Genomic DNA, 19,332 nt, shown 5'->3' with positions numbered 1-19,332 from the left:
GAGGTCAGTTCGAGCGCGCGATGCGCGCGAGGACGCCGTGCACGAAGGCGCCGGACTCCTCGGTGGAGAGCTCCTTGGCGAGCTCCACGGCCTCGTCGATCGCGACGGCCGTCGGGACCTCGTCGTTGAAGAGGATCTCCCACGTGCCGATGCGCAGCAGCGCCCGGTCGACCGCGGGCATGCGCTCGAGTCTCCAGTCGCGGCTGTGCGTCGTGATCTGCTCGTCGATCTCGTCGCGGTGGTCGATCACGCCGTCGACGATGTCGCGCGCGTACAGCCACGACGCCTGTCGGGCGGGCTCCCCCGCCGCGCGCTTCGCCTCCGCGGCGAGCGTCACCTCGAGGGCGTCGCCGCGGACGTCCGAGGAGAAGAGGATGTCGAGGGCGCGCTTGCGCGCCTTGGTGCGTGCGCTCACTCGCGCGGCTTCAGTTCACGCGGCCGAGGTAGTCGCCCGTGCGGGTGTCGACCTTGACCTTCGTGCCGGTCTCGAGGAACAGCGGGACCTGGATCTCCGCGCCCGTCTCGACGGTCGCGGGCTTCGTGCCGGCCGACGAGCGGTCGCCCTGCAGGCCGGGCTCGGTGTACGTGATCTCGAGCACGACCGACGCCGGCATGTCGAGGTACAGCGGCTGGCCGTCGTGCAGCGCGATCGTGACGAGCTGGTTCTCGAGCAGGTAGTTCGACGCGTCGCCGACGACAGCGGCCGGCACGTTGATCTGGTCGTAGTCCGTCGCGTCCATGAAGACGAACGAGTCGCCGTCGTTGTAGAGGTACGTGAAGTCGCGGCGGTCGACGTTCTGGATGTCGACCTTGGCGCCCGCGTTGAACGTGCGGTCGACCACCTTGCCGGACACGACGTTCTTCAGCTTGGTGCGCACGAAGGCGCCGCCCTTGCCGGGCTTGACGTGCTGGAACTCCACCACGCTCCAGAGCTGTCCGTCGATGGCGAGGACGACGCCGTTCTTGATGTCTGCGGTGGATGCCATGTGCGTAAGTGATCCGTTCGTGTGGATTCGTCGAGAGAACTCAGGGCCCGCGGACGGGCCGAGAGAAGATCCTAGTTCAGATCGACGTGCGTCGGATGGATGACCCGCTTCAGGAAGTCCTGCATGCGCGGGGTCTGCGGGCTGCCGATCACCTGCGCCGCCGGGCCCTCCTCCACGACGACGCCGCCGTCCATGAAGACGACGCGGTCCGCGACGACCCGCGCGAACTCCATCTCGTGGGTGACCACGAGCATCGTCATGCCGTCGTCGGCCAGCTGCCGCATGATCGCGAGCACGTCGCCGACCGTCTCGGGATCGAGCGCCGAAGTCGGCTCGTCGAACAGCATGAGGTGGGGGTCCATCGAGAGCGACCGCGCGATCGCGACGCGCTGCTGCTGGCCGCCCGACAGCTGGTCGGGGTACCGTCCCGCGAGGGCGCCCAGCCCCACGCGGTCGAGGTTGGCCTGCGCGATGCGCTCGGCCTCCGCCTTCGGCCGCCGCAGGACCTTGAGCTGCGCGACCGTGCAGTTCTCGAGCACCGTGAGGTGCGGGAAGAGGTTGAACTGCTGGAACACCATCCCCACGTGGCGGCGCAGCTCGTCGATGTCGAGGTCGGGGTCGGTGACCTCGCGGCCGCCGACCTCGATCGCGCCGTCGGTCGGCTCCTCGAGGAGGTTGACGCAGCGCAGCAGCGTCGACTTGCCCGAGCCCGACGGCCCGATGAGGCACACGACCTCCCCGGGAGCGACCTCGAGGTCGATGCCCTTGAGCACCTCGTTCGAGCCGTACGACTTCCGCAGGCCGCGGATCACGACGCCGAACTGCGCGGCGTTCTCGGATGTGCCGGTCATGTCTCGTCCTCCGACGTCTATCGCCTGGTCCGCGCCGAGCGCGACTCGAAGCGCCGCGACAGCTGGCTGAGCGGCAGCGTGATGATGAGGTACATGGCGCCCGCGACGACGAGCGGGGTGATGCCGGCGCCGTACTGCAGGATGCCGTCGCGGCCGAGCTTGGTGAGCTCGAAGCTCTCGGCGGCGAGGCCGATCACGTAGATGAGCGACGTGTCCTTCGTGACGAGGATGAACTCGTTCGTCAGCGGGGGCAGCACCATCCGGAACGCCTGCGGGATGACGATCGTGAGCATCGCGCGCCATCCGGGCATCCCGAGCGACCGCGCGGCCTCGTACTGGCCGCGCGGGACGGCCTGCAGGCCCGCCCTGAGCGTCTCGGCGATGTACGCGGCGGCGACGATCCCGAGCGAGAGCATCACGACGAGGATCGTCGGCCAGCGCGTCCCCGGGAACGCGGCCGGCACGCCGAACCCGAAGGCGATGAACACGAGCAGCGCGGGGATGCCGCGGAAGAACTCGATGTACGCGGTCGCGATCCAGCGGTACGGCGCGAACGACGACAGCTTCATGAGCGCCAGGAGCATCCCGAGCGCGAGGCCGAGCGCGAAGGACACGATCGTGTAGACGATCGTGTTCTTGAGCCCGACGAGGATGATCCCGGGGAACATCCCCGCCACGGCCGGGAAGTCGAAGAACGAGTCGAGGATCCGCGGCCAGTCGATGACGATCGCCAGGACGACGATCAGCGCGACGAAGACCCCGGCCTGCGCGTACTGCGCCGTCCGCGCGCGCTGGCGTGCGGTGAGTGCCATCGGGCGCCCCGCCTAGGAGCCCTCGCCGAACCAGGTCGCCTTGAGCTCGTCGAGCTCGCCGGACTCGGTCAGGCGCTGCAGGGTGCCGTTCACGACCTCGAGCAGCGCCGTGTCGCCCTTCTCGACCGCGATGCCGAGCTTCTCGCCGGTCTCGAAGTCGGCCACGCGCTCGAAGCCCTCCTCGTCCTTCACGCCGTATGCGAGGACCGAGACGTTCCCGAGCACGGCGTCGACCGTCCCGGCCTTGAGCGCCTCGAGCTGGAGGCCGGCGTTCTCGAAGCCGATCGGCGAGATGCCGTTCTCCTGCGCGTACGCCTCGCCCGTCGTCCCCGACTGCACGCCGACCTGCTTGCCGACCGCCGACTCGAGGTCGGTGATGCCGGAGTCCGCGCTCGCGATGAGCGTGAGGTCGTCGTCCATGTAGGGCTCGGAGAAGTCCATGTTGCCCTTGCGCTCCTCGGTGATCGAGATCGAGGAGATCGCCGCGTCGCACTTGTCGAACGACAGGCCCGACTGGATGGACTCGAACGAGTCGACGATCACCTCGAGCTCGGCGTCCAGGTCGGCCGCGATCTCGTTGGCGATGTCGATGTCGAAGCCGACGGTGTCGCCGTTGTCGTCGATGAACTCGAACGGCTCGTAGGGGATGTCGGAGCAGACGGTGAACGTGCCGGGCTCGACGAGGGAGACGCCGCCCTCCTCGGCCGGCTCCTCGCCGGCGCCGGAGGCGCATCCTGCGAGGGCGAGGCCGGCCGTGCCGGTGACGAGCAGTGCGGTGATCGCACGGGAGCGGAGCTGCATCATCGCGACGCCTTCCTTCTGGGTGACGAGAGGGACTCTCGGGTGCTGTTGGGACATCCTAGTCACGGGGTCGGCCGGCCTGGAGGATGCGACCCGCGTCCTCCTCGCCGATCTCCTGGTATGCCGCGAAGAGGAGCGACTCGTCGGGCGCCTGCGCGACCGTCGGCTTCCCGATGTCGTCGAGGAGCACGAACCGCAGCATGCCCGCGCGCGCCTTCTTGTCGCGCTGCATGGTGGCCAGCAGCTGCGTCCACGCGCCCATCCGGTACGTCGTGGGCAGCCCGAGCGCGGTGAGGATGGCGCGGTGGCGGTCGACGGAGGCATCCGAGAGCCGGCCGGCGAGTCGCGACAGCTCGGCGGCGTACATCATGCCGATCGAGACGGCCGCGCCGTGCCGCCAGCGGTAGCGCTCCGCGTGCTCGATCGCGTGGCCCAGGGTGTGGCCGTAGTTGAGCGTCTCGCGCACGCCCGACTCGCGGAAGTCCTCCCCCACGACGTCGGCCTTCATCCGGATCGCGAGCTCGATGCAGCGGCGGAACTCGGGGGTCGACGGGTCGGTCGCACGGGCCGGATCGGCCTCGACGATGTCGAGGATCTCCGGGTACCGGATGAAGCCGGCCTTCACGACCTCGGCGAATCCCGCGACGGCCTCGTTCTGCGGCAGGGTCGCGAGGAGGTCGAGGTCGCACAGCACGGCGCGGGGCGCCCAGAACGCGCCGACGAGGTTCTTGCCCTCCGCGGTGTTGATGCCGGTCTTGCCGCCGACGGCCGCATCGACCATGCCGAGGACGGTCGTGGGGATCTGCACGACGTCGACGCCGCGCAGCCACGTGGCCGCGACGAAGCCCGCGAGGTCGGTCACGGCGCCACCGCCGAGCCCGACGACCGCGTCCGTGCGCGTGAAGTCGGCCTGGCCCATGATCTGCCAGCAGAACGCGGCGACCTCGACGCGCTTGGCCTGCTCCGCGTCGGGAACCTCGGCGAGGAGGACCTCGCGCCCCGTGTCGCCCATGAGGCTCTCGCGCAGCTCCTCCGCGCGCGCCCCGAGCGAGGGCTGGTGCACGACGAGCACCTTCTTCGCAGCCGGCGGGAGCACCTCGCCGAGGCGCGCGAGCACCCCGCTGCCGACGATGACGTCGTACCCTGGCGTGCCGGCCACGCTGATCACGGTGTCGCTCATGACTCCTCCTCCGTGCGCGCCGCGCGCGCTGTCGTCTCGTCGTCGGCCGGCTCGTCGCCGCGCAGCCACGCCACGATCCGCTCGACCGTGCGCTGGGTCGGGCCGCGCGACGTGTCGAACACGGCGTCCGCCACCTCGGCGTACAGGGGCTCGCGCTCGGCGCGGATGCGCGTCCACTCGGCCACCGGATCGACGTCGCCGTTGAGCAGCGGGCGCTTGTGCCCCCGGATGCGGTGGGCGATCGCGGTCTCGTCGACCGTCAGGAGCACGACGCGGTGCGCACGCAGGCGCTCGCGCGTCTCGGCGGAGAGGACGGCGCCTCCCCCGAGCGCGACGACGCCGCCCCCCTCGAGCGCCGTGCGCACGGCCTCGCGCTCGATCTCGCGGAACCGCGCCTCGCCCTCGCGCGCGAAGAGCTCGGCGATCGGGCCGTGCGCGCGCACGATCGCGGTGTCGGTGTCGGTGAACGGGAGACCGAGCGCGCGCGCGACGCGCTTGCCGAGGCTCGACTTGCCGGCGCCCATCGGGCCGACGAAGACGATCGCGCCTGCCGCGTGGCCGTCAGAGGACGGCGTCATGCGCGAGGGCGGCCGTGCGCTGCGTCTCGGGGATCGCGGCGAGGTAGGCCTCGAGGTTGCGGCGCGTCTCGGCGACCGAGTCGCCGCCGAACTTCTCGAGCACGGCCTCGGCCAGCACGATCGCCGTCATCGCCTCGGCGACGACGCCGGCGGCCGGCACGGCGCAGACGTCGGAGCGCTGGTGATGCGCCGACGCGGTGTCGCCGGTCGCGACGTCGATCGTCCGGAGCGCGTGCGGCACGGTCGCGATCGGCTTCATGCCGGCCCGCACGCGCAGGATCGTGCCCGTGGACATCCCGCCCTCGGTGCCGCCCGCGCGGTCGGAGCCGCGCACGATGCCGTCGTCGCCGGCGAACAGCTCGTCGTGCGCCTGCGACCCGCGGCGCCGGGTGGTCTCGAAGCCGTCGCCGACCTCGACGCCCTTGATCGCCTGGATGCTCATGAGCGCCTGCGCGAGCTTCGCGTCGAGGCGGCGGTCCCAGTGCACGTGCGAGCCGAGCCCCGGGGGCAGGCCGTACGCGAGCACCTCGACGATGCCGCCGAGCGTGTCGCCGTCCTTCTTGGCGGCATCGACCTCGGCGACCATCCGCGCGCTCGTGTCCGCGTCGAAGCAGCGCAGCGGATCCGCGTCGAGCGCGGCGACGTCGTCGGGCGCGGGGAGCGGCGCGTCCTCCGGCACGCGCACGGGGCCGATCGACAGCGTGTGGCTCACGAGGCGGATGCCCAGCTCGCCGAGGAAGCACCGCGCCACGGCGCCGAGTGCGACGCGGGCGGCGGTCTCGCGGGCGCTCGCGCGCTCGAGGATCGGCCGCGCCTCGTCGAAGCCGTACTTCTGCATGCCGACGAGGTCGGCGTGCCCGGGGCGCGGCCGGGTGAGCGGGGCACCGCGGCCGCGCGACTTCTCGGTGAGCTCGACGGGCTCCGCGCTCATCACCTCGGTCCACTTCGGCCACTCGGTGTTGCCGATGCGCAGGGCGATCGGGCTGCCCATGCTGAGGCCGTGGCGGATGCCGCCCGAGATCGACAGCTCGTCCTGCTCGAACTTCATGCGCGATCCGCGCCCGTAGCCCAGCTTGCGGCGCTGCAGGTCTTCCTGGATGGCGGAGGCCGTGACGGGGACGCCTGCGGGCAGTCCCTCCATGATGGCGATGAGTTCGGGGCCGTGCGATTCGCCGGCGGTCAGCACGCGGAGCATGGCCACTAGTCTCCCATGAGCGCGGAGCGCATCGCGGCCACGACCTCGTCCTCGCGGTCGAGGGGCGCCTCGGGGTCGCCCGTCGTGAAGATCCGCACCTGCAGAACGGCCTGGTGCAGCAGCATCCCGAGACCCGAGTGCGCATCGCCGTCCGCCCAGCGTCGGGCGAGCGCGGACGGCCACGGCGCGTACGCCACGTCGAAGAGCGGCCCTCCGGCCGCCGCGAGGCGGTCGGCCTGCGCACCGGGCAGCTCCGCCCCGCCGGGGAGCGTCGCGATCGTGAGGTCGACCGGCGCGTGCGGATGGTCGAACGACGACACCCGCACGTCGATCCCCGCGCGCTCGCCGATCGCCACGAGCGGCGCCGCGCGCTCGGCGCTGCGGGCGACGACGTCGACGCGACGCGCGCCCATCTCCCCCACCGCGACGAGCGCGGAGGACGCGGTCGCTCCCGCCCCCGCGATGCGCGCGGTCTCGAGCCGCCTGATGCCGAGCTCGTCGAGCGCGCGGACGATCCCGCCGACGTCGGTGTTGAACCCGACCGGGCCCTCGCCGTCCCACTGCGCGATGCCCGGCAGGTCGGGTGACGGCGTGCCGAAGAACAGCGTGTTGACCGCGCCCGTGAGCTCGGCGCGTCGCCCGCGCCACGCCGCCGCGCGGTGCGCCTGCTCCTTGAGCGGCATCGTCACGGCGAGACCGCGCCATGCGCGCTCCGCGAGAGCGGCGTCGAACGCGTCGCGGGAGACCCGCCGCCGCTCGAAGACCCAGTCGAGCCCGAGCACGCGGTACGCGGCCCCGTGGAGCTGCGGCGAGCGGCTGTGCGCGATCGGGTCGCCCCAGACCTCGAGACGGATCTCACTCACAGTAGGTCGAGTTCTCCTCGCTCGCCCTGCACCACTCCTGGAGGCGTGCCACGGCGGCCTCGTGCTCGGCGAGGGTGCTCGAGAACACGGTCTCGCCGGTGGCGAGGTCGACCGGCACGAAGTACAGCCAGTCCCCGTCGGCGGGCGAGATGGCCGCGGCGATCGCGGCCTCGCCGGGGAGGCCGATGGGTCCTGCGGGCAGCCCCTCGTGCACGTACGTGTTGTACGGGTTCGACGCGTCGGCGCGCTGCTCGTCGGTCGTCCACACGGTGTGGGTGCTGTCGGCGCCGTAGGCGACCGTCGCGTCGGACTGCAGGAGCATGCCCTGCTCGACGCGGTTGTAGAACACGCGCGCGATCTTGGGCATGTCGTCCTCGCCGCCGGCCTCGCGCTGCACGAGCGCGGCCATCGTGAGGATCTCGAAGCGGTTCTCGGGCGCGACGCCCTGTGCGTCGAGGCGCTCGAACATCTCGTCCACGAGCACGCGGATGACGTCGTCCGCGGTCGCGTCGGGATCGAACGTGTACGTCGCGGGGAACAGGTATCCCTCGATGCTCGGCGCCTCGTCGGGGATGCCGAACCGCGTGTAGTCCTCCGCCGCGGCCTGGAGCTCCTCGAGCGGGATGTCGGTGACCTCTGCGATGTTCTCGAGCGCGTCGGCGGCGAAGCTGCCCTCCGTGATGAGCACCGTGTTCTCGAGGCGCGTCGCGGGGTCGTTCAGAGCCTCGAGCGCGGCAGCCGAGGTCATCTTCCTCTGCAGCTGGTACACGCCGGGCTGGAAGGTCGTCTCGTCGCCGGTCTCGATGAGGTGGCGGTAGAAGGAGTCGCTCTCGAGCGTGACGCCGGCCTCGTGCAGCGTCTCCGAGATGGCCTCTCCGGTGTCGCCCTCGGAGATCGTGACGAGCGCCTCGCCGGTCGCCTGCCCCTCCTCGTAGTCGTGCGGGCCGTCCCATCCCATCACCGACGCGATGCGCTCGCCGTATGCGCTCCAGACCCACAGACCGCCCGCGACGACGCCGCCGAGCAGGAGGAGGACGATGAGCGCGGAGATGAGGCAGCCGAGCCGGCTTCCCCTGCGCTTCGCCGGGCGCTCCGCGTGCTCGGGGGCGAACAGGTCCTCGAGGCCGGCCGGACGCCGGTCCTCGGGTGCGGGCTCCGCCGCCTGCCGTTCGGGGGCCGGACCGGCGAGGGGCGCGGCAGCGCCCGCGACGTCGTGCGCCGCGGCGCTGGGCAGCTTGCGCCGCGCCTCCGCCGCGAGCTCGCGCTCACGGCGCTCGCGCCGGGTGAGGGCGCGCTCGGCGCGGGGATCGGGGGAATCGGGCATGCGGATGTCTACTCCAAACCGGTGCGGACGGCGATCCCGGGGGCGACCCCCGTCTGCTTCTCCGTGTCGACCGCGTGCTGCAGCAGCACGACCGCGGCGACCTGGTCGACAATGCTACGCGACCCCTTCTGGGATCGGCCGGACTGCCGCAGCGCCGTGTGAGCGCTCACGGTGCTGAGCCGCTCGTCGACCATGCGCACGGGCGCCGCCTGCGCGGTCGCGAGCTCGGCGGCGAAGTCCCGTGCATCCTGCGTCGAGGGCGTGTCGTCGCCGCGCATGTTGAGCGGGAGCCCGACGACGATCTCGACCGGCTCGTGCTCGGCCGCGAGCTCGACGAGCCGCGCGATCGAGCGGTCGTCGCGCGGCACGGTCTCGACCGGCACGGCGAGCATCCCGTCGGGGTCGCACCGCGCGACGCCGACGCGCGCCTTCCCCACGTCGACGCCGAGGCGGACGCCCCGGCGGAACCCGGTCATGCAGCGAGACCCGCGCGCACCGCGTCGAGCGCGGCCGGCAGGGCGGTCGCGTCGGCGCCGCCGCCCTGCGCCATGTCGTCGCGCCCGCCTCCGCCGCCGCCGAGAGCGGCGGCTGCGGCCTTCGCGAGCGCGCCGGCCTTCGCGCCGGCGCTCCGGGCAGCCTCGTTGGTCGCGACGATGACCACGGGCCGTCCCGACACCTCGGCGCCGAGGGCCACCACGGCCGCATCCGCCCCGAGCCGGTCGCGCACCTGCGTCACGAGGCCGCGCACGTCGTCGGGCGAGCCGACCGATCCGAGGGACTCCGCGACGACCCGGTAGGCGCCCGTGCGCACCGCGGCGTCCGCGAGGGCCGGCACGCGCTCGGCGAGGGCCTTCGCCTCGAACTGGGCGATCCGCTTCTCAGCCGCCTTGAGGGCGGCGGCGAGCTCGGAGACCCGCGCCGGCAGCTGCTCCTTCGGCGTCTTGAGGGCGGCCGTGAGCTCGTTCACGAGAGCGCGCTCGGCGGTCAGCTCGCGGAACGCGTCGAGCCCGACCAGAGCCTCGACCCGGCGGTTGGACGCGCCGACCGAGGACTCGCCCGTGATGCTGATGAGCCCCACCTCCGCCGACGTCGACACGTGCGTGCCGCCGCAGAGCTCGCGCGACCACGGTCCGCCGATGTCGACCATCCGGACCTTCTCGCCGTACTTCTCGCCGAACAGCGCCATCGCGCCCGCGGCCTTCGCCTCGTCCAGCGACAGCACGCGCGTGGTCACCTCGAGGTTGTCCCGCACGGCGTTGTTGGCGATCTCCTCGATCTCGCTCCGCGTGGCGGGGCTCAGCGCCTGCCCCCACGTGAAGTCGAAGCGGAGGTATCCCGCGCGATTGAGCGAGCCGGCCTGCGTCGCGCCCTTGCCGAGCGTGTCGCGCAGCGCGGCGTGCACGAGGTGCGTCGCGGAGTGCGCCTGCGTCGCGGCGCGGCGGTTCGCCGCGTCGACGACCGTCGTCGCGGGCTGGCCGACGCCGACCTCGCCGCGCGTGACCTCGACCGTGTGGCTCACGAGGCCCGCGACCGGGCGCTGGACGTCGAGCACCTCGAGCTCGAAGCCCGGGCCCACGATCGTGCCCTTGTCGGCGACCTGTCCGCCCGACTCGGCGTACAGCGAGGTCTCCGCGAGGATGACCTCGGCGATCTGCCCCTGGAGCGCCTGCGGCACGCTGAGGCCGTCGACGAGCACGCCGAGCACGGTCGACTCGGTCTCGAGATCGGTGTACCCCGTGAACTGGGTCTCACCGAGCGCGCGGAACTCGCGGTACACGCCGACGTCGGCGATCGCGCGCTTGCGGGAGCGGGCGTCGGCCTTCGCGCGCTGCTTCTGCTCCTGCATGAGCGCGTCGAAGGCGTCGCGGTCGACGCCGAGTCCGGCCTCCTCGGCGATCTCGAGGGTGAGGTCGATCGGGAAGCCGTAGGTGTCGTGCAGGAGGAACGCCTCGGGGCCCGCGAGCGTCGTGCCGCCAGCCGCCTTCGTCTTCGACACGGCCGTGTCGAGGATGGTCGAGCCCGCCGTGAGCGTGCGCAGGAAGGTCTCCTCCTCGGCGAAGGCGTACGACGAGATCCGCTGCCAGTCGGACTCGACCTCGGGGTAGCCGGCCTTCATGGCGTCGCGCGACGCCTCGAAGAGCGCGGGGAAGGTGGCCTCCTCGACGCCGAGCAGGCGCATCGAGCGGACCGTGCGCCGCATGAGCCGGCGCAGGATGTAGCCCCGGCCCTCGTTCGACGGCGTGACACCGTCGCTGAGGAGCATGAGCGACGAGCGGACGTGGTCGGCGATCACGCGGAAGCGCACGTCGTCGCCGTGGTCGACCCCGTAGCGGCGGCCGGAGAGCTCGACCGCGCGGTCGAGCACGGGACGCACCTGGTCGGTCTCGTACATGTTCTCGACGCCCTGCTTGAGGAACGCGACGCGCTCGAGACCCATGCCCGTGTCGATGTTCTTCTTCGGCAGCTCGCCGACGATGTCGAACTCGGTCTTGGACCGCACGTTCTCGATCGCGTTCTGCATGAACACGAGGTTCCAGATCTCGAGGAAGCGGCTGTCGTCGACCGCGGGCCCGCCGTCGCGGCCGTAGGCGGGGCCCCGGTCGACGTAGATCTCCGAGCACGGTCCGGCCGGTCCCGGCTGGCCGGTCGTCCAGAAGTTGTCCGCGCGCCCGAGTCGCTGGATGCGCTCCGCGGGGATGCCGGCGACCTTCCGCCACAGCGCGGCGGCCTCGTCGTCGTCCTCGTACACCGTGACCCACAGGTCGCGCTCGGCGAACCCGAGCCCGCCATCCGCCTCGCTCGTCGTGAGGAGCTCCCACGCGTACGCGATCGCGCCCTCCTTGAAGTAGTCGCCGAACGACCAGTTGCCGAGCATCTGGAAGAACGTGCCGTGGCGGGCGGTCTTGCCGACCTCCTCGATGTCGTTCGTCCGGATGCACTTCTGCACATCGGCCGCGCGCGGGTACGGTGCCGGCACCACTCCCGTCAGGTACGGGATGAACGGCACCATGCCCGCGATCGTGAACATGATCGACGGGTCGTCGCTCACGAGCGACGCCGAGGGCACGATGGTGTGGTCGTTCTTCTCGAAGTAGTCGAGGTAGCGCTGCGCGATCTCCGCGGTCTTCATGAGGTGGGGATTCGTCCTTGCTGTACGTGCGAAAGCGGCCGCCGATCGGGCGGCCGCGGGAACGTCGAGGGTCAGGCGTCGACGGCGGCGCCGCGGCGGGCTGCCTCCGCGTTGTAGGCATCCGACATGCGCTCGGTGAACTCGTCGATGCGCGCGTCGATCGCCGCGAGGAGCTCGTGGCCGCGGGGGTCCTTGTTCATGAGGTGCGCGACGACGAGGCCGCCCCCGATGCCGAGCAGGAACCACAGCAGCTTCTTCATGTCATCCGTCCTCGCGCCCGTCGCGTCCGTCGGCGCCGCGCGTGCGGCGCGGCGTCCTCCCATCCTAGTTCCGAAAGGGAGCGCGAAAGCGAGAGGGCGCCGGGGCCGAAGCCCCGACGCCCTCCCGACGCGTGTCGCGATGCGCGATCAGCGCGCCGCGTAGTACTCGACGACGAGCTGCACGTCGCAGGTGACGGGCACCTCGACGCGCTTCGGACGACGCACGAGCTTCGCCTGGAGCTTGTCGAGCTCGACCTCGATGTAGCCCGGGACCGGGGGCAGGACCTCGGCGTGACCGCCGGCCGCTGCGACCTGGAAGGGCTCCAGCGCCTCGCTCTTGGCCTTGACCTCGATGGTCTGGCCCGGCTTCACGCGGAACGAGGGACGGTCGACGATCTTGCCGTCGACGAGGATGTGGCGGTGCACCACGAACTGGCGAGCCTGCGCCGTCGTGCGGGCGAAGCCCGAACGCAGCACGAGGGCGTCGAGGCGCATCTCGAGGAGCTCGACGAGGTTCTCACCGGTCAGGCCGTCCTGGCGACGGGCCTCGTTGAACGCGATGCGCAGCTGCTTCTCGCGGATGCCGTACTGCTCGCGCAGACGCTGCTTCTCACGCAGGCGGACGGCGTAGTCGCTGTCGGCCTTGCGCTTGGTGCGGCCGTGCTGGCCGGGGCCGTAGGGGCGCTTCTCGAGGTAGCGCGCGGCCTTCGGGGTGAGCGCGACGCCGAGCGCGCGCGAGAGGCGGACCTTGCGGCGGTCCTGGGACTTGGTGACCATGGTTTCCTTTCACGTGGCCGCGACTGTCGCGGACACACGGACGTACATCGCTCTTCTCCCGTTGTGGGCGTACGCCGGACTGCCCGGAGGAATGCGAAGAGGGATGTGCCCGGATTTCGAGCCGACTCAGCTTATCAGACCGCGCCGGCGACGCCGCTCGGCGATCAGCCCTCGAGGATGCGGCGGATGCGCTCGAGCCGCGCCGACACCTCGCGCTCGCCGCCGTGGTTCGTCGGCTCGTAGTAGCGCGTGCCGACGAGCTCATCCGGCAGGTACTGCTGCGGCACGACGCCGACGTCGCTGTCGTGCGGATAGAGGTAGCCCTTGCCGTGCCCCAGGCGCTTCGCCCCCGCGTAGTGCGCGTCACGGAGGTGCTTCGGCACGGGCCCCATCCGCCCGGCCTTCACATCCGCGATCGCCGAGCTGATCGCACGGTACGCGGCGTTCGACTTCGCCGCGGTCGCGAGGTAGATCGTCGCCTCGGCGAGCGGGATGCGCCCCTCCGGCATGCCGATGAAGGCGACCGCGTCGGCCGCGGCGACCGCGATCTGGAGCGCCTGCGGGTCGGCGAGACCGATGTCCTCCGCGGCGTGGACGACGAGGCGGCGCGCGATGAAGCGCGGATCCTCCCCCGCCTCGATCATCCGCGCGAGGTAGTGCACGGCGGCGTCGGGGTCGGAGCCCCTGATCGACTTGATGAACGCGCTGATGACGTCGTAGTGCTCGTCGCCCTGGCGGTCGTACCGCAGGAGCGCGCGGTCGACGGCCTGGGACACGTGGTCGGCGGTGATCAGGGGCCGGACGTCGGCGTCTCGCTCCTCTGCCGTCGCGCGGTCGTCCGCCGCCTCCGACGCGGCGACCCCCGCGCTCGCCTCGAGCGCCGTGAGCGCCCGTCGCGCGTCGCCCGACGCGAGCTGGATGAGCGCGGCGCGCGCCTCGGGCGCCAGCACGACCGCGTCGGCGAGTCCGCGCGCATCGGACACGGCGCGGTCGATGAGCGAGCCGAGGTCGTCGTCGGTGAGCGGCTGGAGCGTGAGGAGGAGCGAGCGCGACAGCAGCGGCGAGATCACCGAGAACGACGGGTTCTCGGTGGTCGCCGCGATGAGGATGACCCAGCCGTTCTCGACGCCAGGGAGGAGCGCGTCCTGCTGCGCCTTCGTGAACCGGTGGATCTCGTCGAGGAAGAGGATGGTCGACTGCCCGTACAGGTCGCGCTGATTGAGCGCCTCCTGCATGACCTCGCGCACATCCTTCACGCCCGCGGTGATCGCCGACAGCTCGACGAAGCGGCGGCCCGACGAGCGCGCGATGGCCTGCGCGAGCGTCGTCTTCCCCGTGCCGGGAGGCCCCCAGAGGATGACCGAGACGGTGCCGGGCTTGGTCGCGTTCGGATCGGCGAGGGCGACGATCGGCGAGCCCGGCCGCAGCAGGTGCGCCTGGCCGGCGACCTCGCTCAGCGACGTCGGGCGCATGCGCACGGCGAGCGGCGTCTGCCCCTGGAAGAGCGCGGAGGCGGAGGTCATCGTTCCAGGCTAGTCCGGACCGCCGACACCGGCCTGGGCCAGGGCGACACGGCACGGGTTTGGGAGCCCGCGGGGCGGCGGCGTAGTCTCTTGCCCGGCTCAGACCGTGAACGAAGGAGAATCCGTTGGTCAACGGGAAGAACCGTGCCGAGCGCGAGGCGCGTGAGCGCGCGCGTCTGTACGAGGCCCGCAGGCGTCTCCACGAGACGCAGGTCGCCCGACGTCGACGCGACAACGTCATCGCCCTGAGCGCCGCCGCCGTCGTCATCGCGGGCGCCATCGCGGCGCAGGCGCTGTTCTACTCCGTCGGCCCCGGCGCACCGGAGCCGACCCCGACGCCGTCGCCGACCGGAACCACCGTCCCGGCGCCGCTCGAGACGCCCGCGGCCACGACGCCCGCACCCTCGGAGACGCCCGCAGCGGAATGACGTCCGCCGCAGACCGCGGCCACGGCCCGTACTAGGCTGGGGCGCGTCCTGTTCCCCTCCCGCGGATGCCCGCGCAAGGAGATTCCTGTGTCGATTCCCGAGCACACCCCCCAGACCGACTCCACGCCCGAGGAGGCGGCCGTCGCGGCCGACGTCGAAGCGACGACCGCCGACGCGGACGCGCTCACGGAGAAGGCCATCGCCGACAGCGCCGTCGTCGAGGCCGGCGAGGTCCCCGCCCCCGACGGCGATGACGCCGCGAGCCCGGCGGCTCCCGCCGACGAGACGCCCGCCGAGGACGCACCCGTTCCCGCGGACGAGACCCCGGCCGAGCCCGAGCCCGCGCCCGCCGCCGAGGCGCCCGCCCCCGTTCCGTCGCCGCGTCCGGGTCCTCCGGTTCCCGCCGCGCCCGCCGAGCCGACCGAGCCCGGCGCCGTCGTCGTCGAGGAGACCTGGGGCCGCGTGACCGAGAACGGCGTCGTGTCCGTCCGCGAGGGCGACCAGTGGCGCGTCGTCGGCGAGTTCCCCGACGGCACGCCGCAGGAGGCGCTCGACTACTTCGTGCGCAAGTTCGCCGACCTCGAGTTCAAGGTCGCGACCCTCGAGCAGCGCCACACGCGCGGCGGCGCCTCCGCGAGCGACCTGCGCGGTCAGGCCACCCGCCTTCAGAAGGACGTCGTCGGCGCGACGGCCGTGGGCGACCTCGCCGGCCTCGAGAAGCGGCTGACGACGCTCATCGAGGCGCTCGCCGAGGCGACGGCCGAGGAGGCCGCGGCCGCCCGCGCCGCCGTCGAGGCCGCGATCGTCGAGCGCACCGCGATCGTCGAGAAGGCCGAGGCCCTCGCGGCGCGCGATCCCAAGACGGTCCAGTGGAAGCAGGCGACGGCTGAGCTGTCCGACCTCTTCGCGGCCTGGCAGAACCACCAGCAGAACGGGCCGCGCCTGCCCAAGGCGCAGGCGCAGGCGCTGTGGAAGCGATTCCGCGATGCCCGCTCGACGGTCGAGCGTCAGCGTCGCGCGTTCTTCGCCGAGCTCGACGAGGTGCACAAGGCCGCGCGGGACGCGAAGAACCGCCTCATCGAGCGGGCCGAGGCGCTCGCGCCGCGCGGCGAGGAGGGCATCCCCGCCTACCGCACGCTCCTCGACGAGTGGAAGCGCTCGGGCCGCGCAGGCCGCAAGGCCGACGACGCGCTGTGGGCGCGCTTCAAGGCGGCCGGCGACGCCCTGTACCAGGCGCGCGCCGAGCGCGACGCCGCCGAGCAGGCCGAGTCGGCTCCCCGCATCGAGGCGCGCAAGGCCCTGCTCGAGGAGGCGAAGGTCGTCCCGGACACGAAGGACCTGACCGAGGCGCGCCGCATCCTGACGGGCATCCAGCGCCGCTGGGACGAGGTGGGCCGCATCTTCCCGCGCGACGTCGAGCGCGGGCTCGACGACCAGCTCCGCAAGATCGAGCAGGAGCTCAAGCAGCGCGAGGACCTCGACTGGAAGCGCAACAACCCCGAGACGAAGGCCCGCGCCAACGACCTCGGCAGCCAGCTCCGCGAGGCGATCGAGAAGCTCCAGGAGGAGCTCGCCGCCGCCGAGGCGAAGGGCGACCGCAAGGCGATCGCCGACGCCAAGGAGGCGCTCGAGGCCCGACAGGCCTGGCTGCGCGCGATCGGCGGCTGACCGCGCTCCGCAAGCGGCCCTCGTCCACCGGACGGGGGCCGCTTCGTCGTCCACAGGCATCCACGCGACCCCCGACGCGCGCGGGACACTGGCCCGCATGAGCACCGCCGTCCTCTTCCCCGGGCGGCGCTTCAGCGTCGCGGAGCTGCGCGCGGCGTGCCTCGACGGCGAGCTCGTCCCGTTCGGGGAGGGCTTCCTGCCCGCGGACGCGCCCACCCCGCCGCTCGTCCGGGCCGCGGCGCTCGCGCCGCTTCTGTCGCCGAGCTGCGCGTTCGTCGGGATGGCGGCGGCCTGGATCCACGGGGCGACCGGCGAGCCGCCGGATCCGCTCGACGTGCAGCGCGCGGTCCCCTGGCGCATCACCCGCGTCGTCGATCGGCGTCTCCGCTTCCACGACCAGGAGCTCTCCCCCGCCGACGTCGCGCTCCTCGGCGACACCGCGGTCGCCACGCCGGCGCGCACCCTCGCCGACCTGGCACGGGACGCCGCGCGTCCCGATCCGCGAGACCGCGGATCAGCCGATGCCGTGGCGCGCCTCGCCGCCGACGAGTCCACGCGGCGCGCGGCGCTCGCGTGGTTCCGCGCGCATCCTCGGCGCACCCACGCGGTCGCGGCCGTCGCCCTCCTCCACGAGCTCGGACCGGACGGCCGGGGCGCGGCCGATCAGGAGGACGTCACGCGGTAGACGTCGTAGACGCCGTCGATGCGGCGCACGGCGTTCAGCACGCGATCGAGATGCACCGTGTCGCCCATCTCGAACACATACCGCGAGATCGCGAGGCGCTCGCGCGTCGTGGACACGTTCGCCGACAGGATGTTGACGTGATGCTCGCTGAGCACGCGCGTGATGTCGGACAGGAGGCCTGCGCGGTCGAGGGCCTCGACCTGGATCTGCACGAGGAAGACGCTCTTGGTCGTCGGCGCCCACTCGACGTCGATCATCCGCTCGGGGTTGTCCTTGAGCGCACGGACGTTCGTGCAGTCCGCGCGGTGCACCGAGACGCCCTGCCCGCGCGTGATGAAGCCGACGATCTCGTCCCCGGGCACGGGCGTGCAGCACTTCGCGAGCTTCACGAGGATGTCATCGGCTCCGCGCACGAGGACCCCGGAGTCCCCGCCGTGCACCTTCCGCTGCGACGCGGTCGCCGGCAGGTCGAGCGGACCCGTGGCGGGCTCGACCGTCTGGTGCAGCGCGGTGACCTTCTCGAGCACCGACTGCGTCGAGGTGTGTCCCTCGCCGACCGCGGCATAGAGCGCGGAGACGTCCTCGAGGCGCAGCTGGTGCGCGACCTCCGCGAGCGAGTCCTTGAGGTTCTGCAGCGGCATGTTGTGGCGGCGCATCGCGCGCGCGATGGCCTCCTTGCCCTGCTCGATGGCCTCGTCGCGGCGCTCCTTCGTGAACCAGCCGCGGATCTTGTTGCGCGCGCGCGAGCTCTTGACGAACGCGAGCCAGTCCTGGCTCGGGCCCGCGTCGGGGTTCTTCGAGGTGAAGACCTCGACGATGTCGCCCGAGTTCAGCTGGGAGTCCAGCGGCACGAGACGTCCGTTGACCTTGGCGCCCATCGTGCGATGGCCGATCTCGGTGTGCACGGCGTAGGCGAAGTCGACGGGGGTCGCGCCCGCGGGCAGTCCGATCACGCGTCCCTTCGGCGTGAAGACGTAGACCTCCTTCGCGCCGATCTCGAAGCGCAGCGAGTCGAGGAACTCGCCCGGATCCTTCGTCTCCGCCTGCCAGTCGCTCAGGCGCGCGACCCAGGCCATGTCGGTGTCGGACAGCCGCTCGTCGACCTGGCCCGAGGCCATCCGCTCCTTGTACTTCCAGTGCGCGGCGACGCCGTACTCCGCCTGCTGGTGCATCTCCTGCGTGCGGATCTGGATCTCGACCGTGCGCCCGCCCGGGCCGATCACGGTCGTGTGCAGGGATCGGTAGAGATTGAACTTGGGGGTCGCGATGTAGTCCTTGAAGCGCCCGGGAAGCGGCGTCCAGCGCGCGTGGATCGCGCCGAGCACCGCATAGCAGTCGCGCACGCTGCTCACGATCACCCGGATGCCGATGAGGTCGTAGATGTCGTCGAACTCGCGTCCGCGCACGACCATCTTCTGGTACACCGAGTAGAGCTGCTTCGGACGGCCGACGACGGTTCCGCGGATCCGGAGCTCGTGCAGGTCGATGCTCACGTCGTCGATGACGCGCTGCACGTACTGCTCGCGCTGCGGCGTGCGCTGCTTCACGAGGCTGTCGATCTCGTTGTAGATCTTGGGGTACAGCACGGCGAAGGAGAGGTCCTCGAGCTCGGACTTGATCGCCTGGATGCCCAGTCGGTGCGCGAGCGGCGCGTAGATCTCGAGGGTCTCCGTCGCCTTCTTCTTCGCCTTCTCGGGGGGCACGAAGCCCCACGTGCGCGCGTTGTGCAGGCGGTCGGCGAGCTTGATGACGAGCACCCGGATGTCCTTGGACATCGCGACGATCATCTTGCGGACGGTCTCGGCCTGGGCGCTCTCGCCGTACTTGACCTTGTCGAGCTTCGTGACGCCGTCGACGAGGAGCGCCACCTCGTCGCCGAACTCGGCGCGGAGATCCTCGAGCGGGTACCCCGTGTCCTCGACGGTGTCGTGCAGCAGGGCCGCGGCGATCGCCTTCGGGCCGAGCCCGAGATCCGCGAGGATCTCGGCGACCGCGAGCGGGTGCGTGATGTACGGCTCGCCGCTCTGGCGCTTCTGGCCCCGGTGCTTCTCCGCCGCGACCTGGTACGCGCGCTCGATGATCGCGATGTCGCCGCGCGGGTGGTTCGCGCGCACCGAGGTGAGGAGCTTGGAGAGGTCGGCGTAGCGGGGTGCCCTCGAGAAGATCCGCGGCACGAGCCGGCGCAGGCTCGTCGGGCTCGAGATGCTGTCCGCCATCGCTCTCCTCCCGCGCCCGCCGGGCGTGGACATCATCCTACGCCCGGCCGGACGC

Annotated in this window: 19 protein-coding genes; 3 read left to right on the top strand and 16 right to left on the bottom strand. The window is 72.0% G+C overall.

All coding sequences use genetic code 11. The features are described from left to right. Nucleotides 1-4: 4 nt before the first annotated feature. The 15 genes from nusB to M1D46_RS10355 form a co-directional block, all read right to left on the bottom strand. Nucleotides 5-415 (bottom strand): transcription antitermination factor NusB, encoded by a 411-nt coding sequence (gene nusB, locus M1D46_RS10425; protein WP_271171787.1) that lies wholly within the window; start codon nucleotides 413-415, stop codon nucleotides 5-7. 10 nt (nucleotides 416-425) lie between these two features. After that, entirely contained in the window at nucleotides 426-986 is a 561-nt protein-coding gene (efp, locus tag M1D46_RS10420) for an elongation factor P (RefSeq protein WP_271171786.1), read from the bottom strand. Between the two features lie 71 nt (nucleotides 987-1,057). Next, complete coding sequence (locus tag M1D46_RS10415; RefSeq protein ID WP_456285489.1) at nucleotides 1,058-1,837, bottom strand: amino acid ABC transporter ATP-binding protein; 780 nt, start codon at nucleotides 1,835-1,837, stop codon at nucleotides 1,058-1,060. Between the two features lie 17 nt (nucleotides 1,838-1,854). Next, complete coding sequence (locus M1D46_RS10410) at nucleotides 1,855-2,649, bottom strand: amino acid ABC transporter permease (protein ID WP_324011349.1); 795 nt, start codon at nucleotides 2,647-2,649, stop codon at nucleotides 1,855-1,857. A gap of 12 nt (nucleotides 2,650-2,661) precedes the next feature. Next, nucleotides 2,662-3,453 (bottom strand): ABC transporter substrate-binding protein, encoded by a 792-nt coding sequence (locus M1D46_RS10405; protein ID WP_309299952.1) that lies wholly within the window; start codon nucleotides 3,451-3,453, stop codon nucleotides 2,662-2,664. Between the two features lie 55 nt (nucleotides 3,454-3,508). Continuing rightward, a complete protein-coding gene (gene aroB, locus M1D46_RS10400; protein ID WP_456285488.1) occupies nucleotides 3,509-4,630 on the bottom strand; it encodes a 3-dehydroquinate synthase in 1,122 nt (373 codons plus the stop codon). Beyond that, on the bottom strand, nucleotides 4,627-5,208 hold the full coding sequence (locus tag M1D46_RS10395; RefSeq protein ID WP_324011354.1) for a shikimate kinase: 582 nt from the start codon (nucleotides 5,206-5,208) through the stop codon (nucleotides 4,627-4,629). The genes aroB and M1D46_RS10395 overlap by 4 nt, the downstream gene beginning before the upstream one ends. Further along, the gene (gene aroC / locus M1D46_RS10390; protein WP_282977672.1) at nucleotides 5,192-6,403 is read right to left on the bottom strand and encodes a chorismate synthase; all 1,212 of its coding nucleotides are present in this window, start codon (nucleotides 6,401-6,403) and stop codon (nucleotides 5,192-5,194) included. Before aroC ends, M1D46_RS10395 begins: the two co-directional genes overlap by 17 nt. Nucleotides 6,404-6,408: 5 nt before the next feature. Next, complete coding sequence (locus tag M1D46_RS10385) at nucleotides 6,409-7,266, bottom strand: shikimate dehydrogenase family protein (protein ID WP_456285487.1); 858 nt, start codon at nucleotides 7,264-7,266, stop codon at nucleotides 6,409-6,411. Continuing rightward, entirely contained in the window at nucleotides 7,259-8,590 is a 1,332-nt protein-coding gene (gene mltG, locus M1D46_RS10380) for an endolytic transglycosylase MltG (RefSeq protein ID WP_456285486.1), read from the bottom strand. The genes M1D46_RS10385 and mltG overlap by 8 nt, the downstream gene beginning before the upstream one ends. Before the next feature lie 8 nt (nucleotides 8,591-8,598). Continuing rightward, the gene (ruvX, locus tag M1D46_RS10375; RefSeq protein ID WP_324011362.1) at nucleotides 8,599-9,066 is read right to left on the bottom strand and encodes a Holliday junction resolvase RuvX; all 468 of its coding nucleotides are present in this window, start codon (nucleotides 9,064-9,066) and stop codon (nucleotides 8,599-8,601) included. Continuing rightward, nucleotides 9,063-11,720, bottom strand: coding sequence for an alanine--tRNA ligase (gene alaS, locus M1D46_RS10370; RefSeq protein ID WP_456285485.1), 2,658 nt, complete (start codon nucleotides 11,718-11,720; stop codon nucleotides 9,063-9,065). The genes ruvX and alaS overlap by 4 nt, the downstream gene beginning before the upstream one ends. 71 nt (nucleotides 11,721-11,791) lie before the next feature. Continuing rightward, entirely contained in the window at nucleotides 11,792-11,980 is a 189-nt protein-coding gene (locus M1D46_RS10365) for a hypothetical protein (protein WP_271171776.1), read from the bottom strand. A gap of 147 nt (nucleotides 11,981-12,127) precedes the next feature. Next, nucleotides 12,128-12,757: a 30S ribosomal protein S4 gene (rpsD, locus tag M1D46_RS10360; protein WP_271171775.1), complete on the bottom strand. Its 630-nt coding sequence runs from the start codon at nucleotides 12,755-12,757 to the stop codon at nucleotides 12,128-12,130. 164 nt (nucleotides 12,758-12,921) lie between these two features. Further along, nucleotides 12,922-14,280 carry a replication-associated recombination protein A gene (locus M1D46_RS10355; RefSeq protein WP_324011364.1) on the bottom strand — a complete coding sequence of 453 codons (1,359 nt, stop codon included), beginning with the start codon at nucleotides 14,278-14,280 and terminating at the stop codon, nucleotides 12,922-12,924. Nucleotides 14,281-14,405: 125 nt separating this feature from the next. On the opposite strand from M1D46_RS10355, the gene M1D46_RS10350 reads away from it, so the two are divergent. The 3 genes from M1D46_RS10350 (at nucleotide 14,406) to M1D46_RS10340 (ending at nucleotide 17,061) form a co-directional block, all read left to right on the top strand. Further along, nucleotides 14,406-14,708 (top strand): dioxygenase, encoded by a 303-nt coding sequence (locus tag M1D46_RS10350; RefSeq protein WP_456285484.1) that lies wholly within the window; start codon nucleotides 14,406-14,408, stop codon nucleotides 14,706-14,708. Nucleotides 14,709-14,795: 87 nt separating this feature from the next. Beyond that, entirely contained in the window at nucleotides 14,796-16,376 is a 1,581-nt protein-coding gene (locus M1D46_RS10345) for a DUF349 domain-containing protein (RefSeq protein WP_456285483.1), read from the top strand. A gap of 97 nt (nucleotides 16,377-16,473) precedes the next feature. Next, entirely contained in the window at nucleotides 16,474-17,061 is a 588-nt protein-coding gene (locus M1D46_RS10340; RefSeq protein WP_324011367.1) for an SAM-dependent methyltransferase, read from the top strand. On the opposite strand, the gene M1D46_RS10335 is transcribed toward M1D46_RS10340, so the two are convergent. Next, entirely contained in the window at nucleotides 17,040-19,310 is a 2,271-nt protein-coding gene (locus tag M1D46_RS10335; protein ID WP_374727728.1) for a RelA/SpoT family protein, read from the bottom strand. The genes M1D46_RS10340 and M1D46_RS10335 overlap by 22 nt on opposite strands. Nucleotides 19,311-19,332: the final 22 nt, after the last annotated feature.

It is taken from the genome of Microbacterium sp. JZ70, assembly GCF_053903225.1.
Note: the sequence above shows the minus strand (reverse complement) of the source record. Positions and strands in the feature narration are given on the sequence as shown.

Excerpts from the sequence above, each read along its gene's own strand:
- M1D46_RS10340 (WP_324011367.1), top strand. The coding sequence starts at position 16,474 with ATGAGCACCGCCGTCCTCTTCCCCGGGCGGCGCTTCAGCGTCGCGGAG.
- M1D46_RS10355 (WP_324011364.1), bottom strand. The coding sequence starts at position 14,280 with ATGACCTCCGCCTCCGCGCTCTTCCAGGGGCAGACGCCGCTCGCCGTG.
- aroC (WP_282977672.1), bottom strand. The coding sequence starts at position 6,403 with ATGCTCCGCGTGCTGACCGCCGGCGAATCGCACGGCCCCGAACTCATC.
- aroB (WP_456285488.1), bottom strand. The coding sequence starts at position 4,630 with ATGAGCGACACCGTGATCAGCGTGGCCGGCACGCCAGGGTACGACGTC.
- M1D46_RS10395 (WP_324011354.1), bottom strand. The coding sequence starts at position 5,208 with ATGACGCCGTCCTCTGACGGCCACGCGGCAGGCGCGATCGTCTTCGTC.
- rpsD (WP_271171775.1), bottom strand. The coding sequence starts at position 12,757 with ATGGTCACCAAGTCCCAGGACCGCCGCAAGGTCCGCCTCTCGCGCGCG.
- M1D46_RS10405 (WP_309299952.1), bottom strand. The coding sequence starts at position 3,453 with ATGATGCAGCTCCGCTCCCGTGCGATCACCGCACTGCTCGTCACCGGC.
- efp (WP_271171786.1), bottom strand. The coding sequence starts at position 986 with ATGGCATCCACCGCAGACATCAAGAACGGCGTCGTCCTCGCCATCGAC.
- M1D46_RS10415 (WP_456285489.1), bottom strand. The coding sequence starts at position 1,837 with ATGACCGGCACATCCGAGAACGCCGCGCAGTTCGGCGTCGTGATCCGC.
- mltG (WP_456285486.1), bottom strand. The coding sequence starts at position 8,590 with ATGCCCGATTCCCCCGATCCCCGCGCCGAGCGCGCCCTCACCCGGCGC.
- ruvX (WP_324011362.1), bottom strand. The coding sequence starts at position 9,066 with ATGACCGGGTTCCGCCGGGGCGTCCGCCTCGGCGTCGACGTGGGGAAG.
- M1D46_RS10410 (WP_324011349.1), bottom strand. The coding sequence starts at position 2,649 with ATGGCACTCACCGCACGCCAGCGCGCGCGGACGGCGCAGTACGCGCAG.
- alaS (WP_456285485.1), bottom strand. The coding sequence starts at position 11,720 with ATGAAGACCGCGGAGATCGCGCAGCGCTACCTCGACTACTTCGAGAAG.
- M1D46_RS10365 (WP_271171776.1), bottom strand. The coding sequence starts at position 11,980 with ATGAAGAAGCTGCTGTGGTTCCTGCTCGGCATCGGGGGCGGCCTCGTC.
- M1D46_RS10335 (WP_374727728.1), bottom strand. The coding sequence starts at position 19,310 with ATGTCCACGCCCGGCGGGCGCGGGAGGAGAGCGATGGCGGACAGCATC.